Here is a 9031-nt window from a genome sequence, read left to right as displayed (position 1 = left end):
GCACCCGATCCCATTCCGAACTCGGCCGTGAAACGCTCCAGCGCCAATGGTACTTTGTCTTAAGACACGGGAGAGTAGGTCGCTGCCAGGTCTGCTAAGCACACAAATATCAAATCATCTTCTCAAACAAATACAAAACAGCTTTACTAGCGCTATGCGCACAAACTACCCAACCGGTTCAATAAACACCCTGGCGCGGGGTGGAGCAGCCCGGTAGCTCGTCAGGCTCATAACCTGAAGGCCGCAGGTTCAAATCCTGCCCCCGCAACCAATATCCATAACAAATACAAATTGTTACGCCTCCTTCGGGAGGCTGTTGGCGTTCCCGCCAAATCCACCCGGAATCATATCGGAAGCATCAGAAGGAAAGCTGTCGCGCAGTAAAGCCGGATAAATGCGACGGAAATTTACTGCGGATTGCGCTGAAAAAGTACCAATGGCGGAGACGTGGTAAGGGTATAAACGAACCAGGGCCGGAGGGGATCAGATGGCTGAAATCCGGGATGAAGCTCATGACGTCGCCGTCACGTCTGATGATATTCTTGGCGGTACGCCGGTGATTGCCGGCACGCGAATCCCAGCTCATGATGTGATGGCTGCCTTGGCCGCGAGCGCAACAGAAGAACAAGTCCTTACAAACTATCCCTCGCTCACACGCATCATATTAAGTTGCTGGCATCCTATCATGAAATCTACTCGACTGGGGCGTTGAATGCACCGCGGGCGCGTACCTTGCCCGAAGGCGTCCGCCGGATCAATGAATACCGCGTTCCACGTATCCGGAAAGGTTAATCCACGTTGATCGTCGATATCGATGAGACAAGATATGGGAGAAAGCCATTCCAGGTCTCTGCTGATCAGTCATCAACATATCAGACGCGGCGATGAAGAAAAACACGACTGCTTCGCGCTTTATTGCAGACATTACGGTACAATTAACACGCACTCCAAAACGGTCATTCTGCTTTTTTTGCTGCAAACGACCATGATGGGGTGGAAACAGACTGGCAGCTTTCGGTAATGAGATCGGCAAAGCAGACCGCTCTGAACAGTAGCATAGGCAAAGAATTGGAAAAGAGACATGAGCGGTATCCTGCGGGACAGGATACCGCCATTCACGAGGCACTGATGGCTAGTGCGCCGCCATAAAGGGCATACTGCTTTTTGTCGGTCAGATTATTGGCGACCTGTCGACGGCAGACTCACGGGACCGGAGGAGCGCCAGCCCTAACGACACCAGCACCGCCATCATTGTTGAGTAACAGATCACCGGCCACGCTGTGTCTCCGTTTAGTAGCGTCACCGCAAATGTCCCGACGATGCTGACTATCAGACTTTGGATGCAGAAGTAGAACGCAACCGCCGATCCTGCGATGTCGTCGAACTGCGCAAGTGCGCCGTTGGCGGTAACGGACACTGTTAAGACAATACCGACCGCCATAACCCACATTGGCACGATAAAGCTGAGGAACGACGGCGAGCCGAAGAGTTCGCCGACTACCAATAGAACCGCGCCGCAAACGAGCAACGCCATTCCTCGCGCCACGCACCCCATGATGCCCCATCTGGCGACAAAGGACTTCGCAAAACGAGTTGTCACGATCATGACGAGCGCGACGGTTGCGAAGGCAAAGCTGAATCCGATCTCGGAATAGCCAGCTTGACCTATGAGGACGCGGGGGGCGGTCGAGAAGAACACAAAGAAGGTGCCCATGCCGGTGCTAAAGCCAACCGTATAGACCCAAAAGGCCGGGCTCGCGAAAATCGGCAAAACGGATCGTCGTGTCTGCGCTTGATCCATAAAACGGGTTTCGTGCCACCTGAACCCGGCATTCAGCAGAGCAAGCAATGCCAGTACAGACAGTGTGATGAATATCGCCCGCCATCCCAAGAACTCACCGATTAACGCTCCGGCGATAGGGCCGAGCGCAGGCACGAACGCCAGCATCGAACTGAAAAGGCCGTAGATGACAACACCCTCGGGACGATTGGCATAAACGTCGCGAACCGTCGCGAAGGTCGCCACCAGCATGGCCGACGCGCCAACTGCTTGAAGCAGACGGAAAGCCACAAAGGCTAAAGCAGTTGAAGACCCAGCGGCTCCCAGAGACGCAATGACAAAAGTCGTTGCACCGGCAAGCAGGATTGGCCGTCGTCCGATGCGATCTGAGAGCGGGCCAAAGATCACCTGGCCCACCCCGAGCATCACCATGTAGAGGCTCAAGGTGAGTTGGATCATGGAGGGCGTCGTGTTCAGGATGTCAGGCATCGCTGGAACGACAGGGAGGTAAATATCCATCGCCAATGAAGCGAGAATGTCGAAGGGAGCCATCAGCAGTAGGGCTGCCGGCAGCGTATAGGCCCACGCAGGGCGTGTGGTGGTCATGATAAATCAACCGCTCGATTAAGGAATACCGGGCGGCGTCTGCTCGTGAGCAATCAGATGGGATTGGTCTTACAGAGCGCCGCAACAACAATAATGGTTGTTGCGGCTTACTTGTCTGCTGACTTGGAATTTTCCATCTGATGACTCCACAATTCGAATTTGGGTAGCTATTCACTATCCGATTATATGTTACGCCGCAAGGCGACAGGGTTGATGCCTATCGCATCGATGCTTCAGCGTATGCCCCGTTCAAGCGGTTCCCGGATGGCCATGCCGAGTAAGCAGATGTCTCCTCATTGCGCTGGATCGGGCCCCATCGCCATCGCCGTCAAGGAATATTTCCAACAGCGTGGAAACCGTACTGGCGTGATCTGACAGAGACCGCTTTCAGTATTTCGTATTTCGACAGCCAAGGGCTGACTTAAGGGTGGGAAGCTGCCGGACGGCATTGCGCTTCATTCCGGACATTAGCTTAGCATTCTCAAGCTTTCCAAAGCGGTCGTTCCGCTTTTTCTTGCTGCTAACGACAATTATGGGGTGGAGAGGGGCCTAAGCACTTCAAGCTGACAACCCGCACGAATCCGGCAGCCTTGAGATCGAGGTCGTCAACGATGTCCTCGATGAAGCGGACCAAGTTGTCAGGTCCCACATAATCATCGACTGCTTCCGGCAGAAGCAGTAATTGCGAGCGATCTGTTGCAGAAAGATGTGACATAGTAAAGTATAACCATCAGCCGCTATCTTAAGGAATCCACATTGAGTTTTCAGACCGGGGAACCGCATGGGACATTTTAAGCTTGTTTATCAGAGCTATCCGCTCGACCTTCCAGTCGAAGAGCCACGCATTACCTTGCGGGCCTCAAGTGGATCTTGGCCTGGTCAGCAGCTGGATGACTACGTCGTCTTGGATTTAGAAGTGAAATCTCCGAAATTCTTCTTCGATCCCAACAATGACCCCGAGGATGACGTCTCCCAGTGGTTGAACCCGGGTCTGGATACACAGTGGCTCAAAATACCTTTGAAGCGTTTCGAGAACCGTGACTATCGCAGCCTCCAGGAAATCCGGGCCGACTTCCAGGGAGAAGGAACTCGAAACGCTTTGACGAGTGAAGATTGGTGGGAAGCCCCAGGTCTTATCACCACCTACAGCGATGAGTTTTTCGCTCGTGCGGAAATTTCCATCCGTCACGACGGTGGTGGCATGTTTTCGGTTCAGCTTTCAGGCACCACCCAGTTCGCTACTGCCTTTGACATAGCCTTTAGTGCTCCCCTGGCCGTCAAGCTGATCGGATATCGCAACTCGTCGACCAAAGATGATCTTTTAAGTTGGTTCAACCGCTTTCTCAGAAAAGACGACTTCATTTTCACGCCGCTGCAGCGAGGTGAAGACCTCTATCTCAATGGTGCGGTCAAGTAACAGCTGCGCTAATCGCGCTGAATGCTTCGAGAATGATTGAAGCAGATCCATAGATCACGTGAAGATCGAAATGGGATTGTCAGGCGCCCGGAGTTTTGAGAGGGTCTGCGGGAGTATTGCGATAAACGCTGTCAAAGATGTATGGTGCAATATAGTGGATACGCTGTTTGATGATGCGCTCGATGAAATGCGCCTTCTGCGCCCTGCATTCCTTCTGGCACGCGGGCTCGAATCTCGGGTATTCCCTGATGTTCTCGATAGGGCCGCGTTCCTTGCCCTGGCAAGGATTGCTGGAAACCTCGGAGGATCCATCTTTATTTATCATGCCGAGTTCGGCAAGCAGCCGGAGAAAACCACCAGCAGCGATCCGGTTTGCGCATGGGACAGTCTTTTTCAAGTTTTCCATGAGGACGTCATTCTGGAGTTCTCACCAAGCCCGCTTTTTGTTTGGCTGCCCGCTGGCGAGCGTTTCCACGTTGTGTTCGGGAGCAAGGAGATGATCGCCCATTTCGACAATATGCGGGATCAGGCCGACTCGTTTTCCGCATTCGTTGACGCGTCGCGCTTGACCGAGAAAGGCAAGCAGTTTCTGCTCGAAGCCTATGAGCGATACACGATCTGATGTTGCCCGTTCCAGCGTGCATTGGGTCATTCACGTCGATAACCGCCTGCGTTCGAGCAGCGCCGGTGCCGCCAGATCAACGGAGCGGAAGATGACAGCAGCGTACCAATTGCGGACAACTTTTCCGGCGGCTATACTGTCGATAGGTTTGGCCATCAATGTTGCATCGGCAGAATCTGACAACGATCAGGCCCGCGACTGGATCATCAACGGGACTGAGTTGGTCAAAGCGCTCGAAGGAAAGTTCGATGATGGCGCTCTGCAGAGTGAGGCTGGTCGTATAACGTCGGGCGCTCGTGGTAGTGCTTATATAGCTGGGGTGGCTGATGCTACCAGCGGGACGGACTGGTGTGGGGCCGGATCGGTTCTCCCCCATGAGCTGACAGATCGCGTATACACGCATCTTCGAAGCGTCACGCCGGAGCGTCTTAAAAGGAGAGCATCTACATTGGTGATTGAGGCGCTGGCTGCTATTTATCCCTGCCCTGCGAATTAAAGAGGCGTTTTCGAGTTATGCTATTATTGGAATTCTTGATTTTTTCAGCCGCGTTTGTGGCGGTCATTCTTCTGGCGGCTCACCAAATTGTCGCGCAGATCAAGGAGTACCGATTTTATAAGAGTAACGGCGGTGATTTTTCCGTCGATAGCGGCGCGGACAATCTGAAGCTTGATGAGCGCGTTTACATCAATGCTCTCGGCCTCACGAATTGGCAGCGTTTCTATCTATTTCGTCCGTTTTACATCGTGCTGCTTATAGTGTTCGCCGGCATGATGATCTTCTCTTTATTCTGACGGACATGATATTAGTCCGCTCCTGACAGCCGTCTTTCAGCATTCGCGAAAGTCCTGCAGACCTCCGAAAACGCGGCTCCAGAAAATTTGATTAGAGGATAATCCTAAGGCACCGGCTAAACGCCTGCCACCCTCAGGGCGGACATGACTATGCAGATTTTCGGAATCAGATTCTACCTTGCCGAAATCATCTCGAGTTTTGGGACCGTCTGCCTGAAACAAGTGGCAGAAATGATTCAAGATGACAGAGACCTACTTGGTCCGCTTTGGTTGTCTTCGCCCCCTGTTTTCGAACGACCGCAGTGGGTCGGAAGCTGCCGGAGGGCTTTGCGCCTTCATTTCTGCCGTCACGTGAAGTTCGAGCGTATCCTCCAAGCAGACGTAGATTAGGCACTCGAAATTCGCCTCTCCTGCTCTTATTCGACCTGAGTGTCGATCCAATCGCGCGTCTGCTCAAGAACCTCATCAGACAATTCGGGGTCATCGACCGCTCTCGCGAGGATGACGGCTCCGATCATTGCCGCCCAGCTTCCGATCGCTGCCCGGCGCTTGTCGACCGCGCCGTCGTCCGGAAGTGCTTGCTCGATACGAGCAATCTGTGTCCGCAGACCTTCGGTCATGGCGCCTTTCGCTGCGGGCGTCTGGTGACGAATGGCAGCGGCCAAGCCCGCCGTCGGGCATCCATTGCCGGGATTATCCCGATGGCGAGGCGCTAGATAAGACCGGACGAAATCGCTGAACTCGCCATTGCCGACGCTGTCTGCTGCAAGCGCGTGCGCCAGACTCTGCGCAACCAGGTCGTCCTTCGATGTGAAGTGTCCATAGAAGCCGCCATGGGTCAGGCCCGCTGTCTTCATGACCTCTGCAACGCTCACCGCATCGAACCCCTTGTCCTTAAACAACCGGCTGGCGACGTCCAGGATCCGGCGACGGTTCTCTGCCATCTGTTCTCGGCTGACCTTCATTTTCAAAATTCTCCGCAACACCCGTTGACATTTACATGATGGCCATCATATTTAAATATATTCATGATGAGCGTCATGTATATAAGATCAATGACAGAAAAGAGCAATCCGATGAGCCAAGATTCCGCAGTCCTCATTACCGGCGCCTCCACGGGCATCGGCGCCACCTATGCCGAACGGTTCGCGCGCCGCGGCCATGATCTCGTACTGGTCGCCCGAGACGCGGTGCGCATGGAAGCGCTTGCGGGCCGCCTGCGCCAGGAAACGGGAGTCACGGTAGATATCCTCCAAGCCGATCTCACCCAGGCGACTGATCTTGCCAAGGTCGAGACGAGGCTGCGCGACGATGCGCGCATCGGCGTCCTAGTCAACAATGCCGGAACGGCGATCGGCGGAAGCTTCGTCGACCAGAATGTCGATGACATGACCAAGCTCGTTGCGCTCAATGCGACCGCACTCGTCCGACTTTCCAGCGCTATTGCTCCCCGTCTTGCCAAGGCAGGCGAGGGCGCGATCATCAATATCGGTTCGGTCGTCGGTCTAGCGCCAGAGTTCGGCATGACCGTCTACGGTGCGACGAAGGCTTTCGTGCTCTTCCTGTCGCAGGGGCTGGCACATGAACTCGGGCCTAAGGGCGTGTACATCCAGGCCGTACTTCCCGCCACGACCCGCACCGAGATCTGGGATCATGTCGGCGCAGACGTGAACGCCATGAGCAATGTCATGGAAGTGGGCGATCTGGTGGATGCCGCCCTGGTCGGCTTCGACAGTCGCGAGCCGGTCACCATCCCGCCGCTGCACGACGGCGGACAGTGGGACGCTTTCGATGGAGCCCGCAAAGCGATGCTCGGAAACCTTGTCAACCCGCTTCCCGCCGAACGCTATCGCACTCCCGCCTGAGCATCCCCAGTCAGCAAGCCCCCACTGCAGAAGAAACATCAAAGGTACATCATGACCCGCAGCCCTCTTTTCGAACCCGTCGCCCTCGGCAACATCCCCTTTCAAACCGGGTCGTCATTGCGCCGCTCACACGCAACGGTGCAGGCGCGGGCTTCGTGCCCGGTACCCTGACCCCCGAGTATTATGCCCAGCGCGCCTCGGCTGGCCTGATCATTACCGAAGCAACCCAAATTTCTCAGCAGTGGCAGGGCTATCAGGTCACGCCGGGATCTACACGCCGGCGCAGAGATGCGCGCCGAAGGGCAGCAACTGAGGGAGATCTCTAAGCTGAGCAACGCTGGCCCCATTCGTCCGATCGTGGACAAGGTGTATCCCTTTGCGCAGACGCCAGAAGCCTTGGGTTATGTCGAGACCGGGCGGGCCAAGAGCAAGGTTGTTGTTGCCGTTTCGCAATGACCGTCTCGCCAGCAGTAGTTCAATTCCACTAAAGCATGATATCCGCTTCCATGACTCTTGCGAGATGAGCGGACATTCTCCTTCCGGCCCCTTTCCGGACAAAAAATCTGTCCAGAAGGCGCTGCTCTTGATTGGCTTCCTGACTTAATCGTTGCGCCACGACAGGGTAGAATGGTAGAAGATTGGTTGATTAGGTAGAAGCGGAGCGCCTCCACATGAGCCTCAACGTGAAAGATCCCGAAGCGCATCGCCTTGCCCAGGCGATTGCACATGCGACCGGGCAGAGCATGAGCCGTGTCGTGACCGACGCGCTGCGGGAGCGGTATGCGCAAATCGAAAAACAGAGGGGTAGGGCCTCCGTCGAAGAGCTTCTGGCGATTGCTGATAGGGCCGCCGTTCACCTGAAACGGCCTTACGCCGATCACGCCGAGCTTCTCTATGACGAGGATGGCCTGCCGAAATGATTATCGACACATCCGCCATGGTGGCGATCCTCTACGGCGAACCGGAGGCGGCTGCCTTCACGCGACTGATCCACGATTCCGCAGCCAGCCGGATCAGCGTGGCGAACTATCTGGAACTGTCCATGGTGATCGAGAAGCAACTTGGGCCGGAAGGCATGAGGCAGGCCGATGCCTTCTTCCGCCGTGCCGCGATCGATATCGAACCTGTAACAGTTGAACAAGGTCATCTGGCGCGCCAGGCATTCCTCGATTTCGGGAAGGGCCGGCACAAAGCCGGGCTGAATTTCGGCGACTGCTTTGCCTACGCTCTCGCCAAGGATTTCGGTGAACCACTGCTGTTCAAGGGCAACGATTTCACCGAGACGGATATCCGTTCGGCTACGTGACTTCGTGGCTGATAGCGACCGGATGAACCTGGCAACGTTTCAGGTATCCCCCAATCCATTTGTGTAGGCGGTTAAGGGCAGGGGACTGTTCCGTGGTTCAGAGTTATGCCTGCCGAACCACGGGTTGTTATTTTATGCCAAGTGTTATCGCTTTTCTGTCATGGCTTTGGCCGGATAGACTGTGTCCGTACCGAAATCGGACGTAGAAGCGCGTCGCCCTTTGTCGCCCCAGGTTCTCAGATCCACGACATCGTAGACCACCCTGCCGCCGAGCTTCCTGTAGACGGGACCTGTACCGTAGGTCCGATGCTTTTCGAGCGCCCTGCTGGACAGCCCCAGCAACTCTGCTGCCTCGCGTGTTTTGAGCAATTGAACGAGCGTTGCGCCGGATTGTGACATGTCTTTCTCCTTGGTATCGCGCGGAAATTCGCGCGGGCGAGGAGGGGGCAGATCGCTGGTGAGGACGCAACGGGATTGCGGCATGCGGCGCGAATTTCCCACAGATGAGGTTGCTGCGTAAGCGCGCATTTCTCTGCGCCTGTGATTGAATAGATTGATGCTGCAATTTGCGTCACGCCCGAAGGAGGGGCGCGACGCGATGGATGGAAACGAGAGAAACAGCATTCAGTTGAAGCCGATAGGC

The 9031-nt window shown here is 55.3% G+C and carries 13 protein-coding genes, 1 tRNA gene, 1 rRNA gene and 2 pseudogenes; 13 read left to right on the top strand and 4 right to left on the bottom strand.

What is annotated here, in order from left to right:
- The 3 genes from rrf to QSJ70_RS27180 all read left to right on the top strand — a co-directional run.
- A 5S ribosomal RNA gene (gene rrf / locus QSJ70_RS27190) occupies nucleotides 1-91 on the top strand; the annotation flags it as partial.
- A 103-nt stretch (nucleotides 92-194) separates the two neighbouring features.
- Nucleotides 195-271: transfer RNA gene (locus tag QSJ70_RS27185), tRNA-Met, on the top strand.
- Nucleotides 272-487: 216 nt separating this feature from the next.
- Nucleotides 488-712, top strand: a complete 225-nt coding sequence (locus QSJ70_RS27180) for a DUF433 domain-containing protein (RefSeq protein WP_285541314.1) — start codon at nucleotides 488-490, stop codon at nucleotides 710-712.
- 459 nt (nucleotides 713-1171) lie between these two features.
- On the opposite strand, the gene floR is transcribed toward QSJ70_RS27180, so the two are convergent.
- Nucleotides 1172-2386 carry a chloramphenicol/florfenicol efflux MFS transporter FloR gene (gene floR / locus QSJ70_RS27175; protein ID WP_285541313.1) on the bottom strand — a complete coding sequence of 405 codons (1215 nt, stop codon included), beginning with the start codon at nucleotides 2384-2386 and terminating at the stop codon, nucleotides 1172-1174.
- A gap of 213 nt (nucleotides 2387-2599) precedes the next feature.
- On the opposite strand from floR, the gene QSJ70_RS27170 reads away from it, so the two are divergent.
- The gene (locus QSJ70_RS27170; protein ID WP_285541311.1) at nucleotides 2600-2761 is read left to right on the top strand and encodes a hypothetical protein; all 162 of its coding nucleotides are present in this window, start codon (nucleotides 2600-2602) and stop codon (nucleotides 2759-2761) included.
- A 145-nt stretch (nucleotides 2762-2906) separates the two neighbouring features.
- Here the strand turns inward: QSJ70_RS27170 and QSJ70_RS27165 are convergent, their stop codons facing one another.
- Nucleotides 2907-3101, bottom strand: coding sequence for a hypothetical protein (locus QSJ70_RS27165; protein ID WP_121539176.1), 195 nt, complete (start codon nucleotides 3099-3101; stop codon nucleotides 2907-2909).
- A 66-nt stretch (nucleotides 3102-3167) separates the two neighbouring features.
- Between QSJ70_RS27165 and QSJ70_RS27160 the strand changes: the two genes are divergently transcribed.
- From QSJ70_RS27160 to QSJ70_RS27145, 4 genes are all read left to right on the top strand, one after another.
- Nucleotides 3168-3803, top strand: a complete 636-nt coding sequence (locus QSJ70_RS27160; protein WP_285541309.1) for a hypothetical protein — start codon at nucleotides 3168-3170, stop codon at nucleotides 3801-3803.
- Between the two features lie 154 nt (nucleotides 3804-3957).
- Nucleotides 3958-4425: a hypothetical protein gene (locus QSJ70_RS27155; RefSeq protein WP_285541307.1), complete on the top strand. Its 468-nt coding sequence runs from the start codon at nucleotides 3958-3960 to the stop codon at nucleotides 4423-4425.
- On the top strand, nucleotides 4406-4921 hold the full coding sequence (locus QSJ70_RS27150) for a Rap1a/Tai family immunity protein (RefSeq protein WP_285541305.1): 516 nt from the start codon (nucleotides 4406-4408) through the stop codon (nucleotides 4919-4921). The genes QSJ70_RS27155 and QSJ70_RS27150 overlap by 20 nt, the downstream gene beginning before the upstream one ends.
- Nucleotides 4922-4977: 56 nt before the next feature.
- Complete coding sequence (locus QSJ70_RS27145; RefSeq protein WP_285541303.1) at nucleotides 4978-5217, top strand: hypothetical protein; 240 nt, start codon at nucleotides 4978-4980, stop codon at nucleotides 5215-5217.
- Nucleotides 5218-5633: 416 nt separating this feature from the next.
- On the opposite strand, the gene QSJ70_RS27140 is transcribed toward QSJ70_RS27145, so the two are convergent.
- Nucleotides 5634-6182 (bottom strand): TetR/AcrR family transcriptional regulator, encoded by a 549-nt coding sequence (locus tag QSJ70_RS27140; protein WP_124915747.1) that lies wholly within the window; start codon nucleotides 6180-6182, stop codon nucleotides 5634-5636.
- 111 nt (nucleotides 6183-6293) lie between these two features.
- On the opposite strand from QSJ70_RS27140, the gene QSJ70_RS27135 reads away from it, so the two are divergent.
- The 5 genes and pseudogenes from QSJ70_RS27135 to QSJ70_RS27115 all read left to right on the top strand — a co-directional run bounded on the left by QSJ70_RS27135 (nucleotide 6294) and on the right by QSJ70_RS27115 (nucleotide 8388).
- Nucleotides 6294-7082, top strand: coding sequence for an SDR family NAD(P)-dependent oxidoreductase (locus QSJ70_RS27135; protein WP_285541297.1), 789 nt, complete (start codon nucleotides 6294-6296; stop codon nucleotides 7080-7082).
- A 51-nt stretch (nucleotides 7083-7133) separates the two neighbouring features.
- Nucleotides 7134-7351: pseudogene (locus QSJ70_RS27130) on the top strand (oxidoreductase); the annotation flags it as partial.
- A gap of 19 nt (nucleotides 7352-7370) precedes the next feature.
- Nucleotides 7371-7538: pseudogene (locus QSJ70_RS27125) on the top strand (zinc-binding dehydrogenase); the annotation flags it as partial.
- 215 nt (nucleotides 7539-7753) lie between these two features.
- Entirely contained in the window at nucleotides 7754-8002 is a 249-nt protein-coding gene (locus tag QSJ70_RS27120; RefSeq protein WP_112340033.1) for a type II toxin-antitoxin system VapB family antitoxin, read from the top strand.
- Complete coding sequence (locus tag QSJ70_RS27115) at nucleotides 7999-8388, top strand: type II toxin-antitoxin system VapC family toxin (protein ID WP_215778336.1); 390 nt, start codon at nucleotides 7999-8001, stop codon at nucleotides 8386-8388. Before QSJ70_RS27120 ends, QSJ70_RS27115 begins: the two co-directional genes overlap by 4 nt.
- Nucleotides 8389-8532: 144 nt before the next feature.
- Here the strand turns inward: QSJ70_RS27115 and QSJ70_RS27110 are convergent, their stop codons facing one another.
- On the bottom strand, nucleotides 8533-8787 hold the full coding sequence (locus tag QSJ70_RS27110; RefSeq protein ID WP_285541316.1) for a helix-turn-helix transcriptional regulator: 255 nt from the start codon (nucleotides 8785-8787) through the stop codon (nucleotides 8533-8535).
- Nucleotides 8788-9031: the final 244 nt, after the last annotated feature.

Source organism: Brucella sp. NBRC 12950 (genome assembly GCF_030268145.1).
Taxonomy (GTDB): Bacteria; Pseudomonadota; Alphaproteobacteria; order Rhizobiales; family Rhizobiaceae; genus Brucella.
This window is presented reverse-complemented; position numbering and strand designations above follow the sequence as displayed.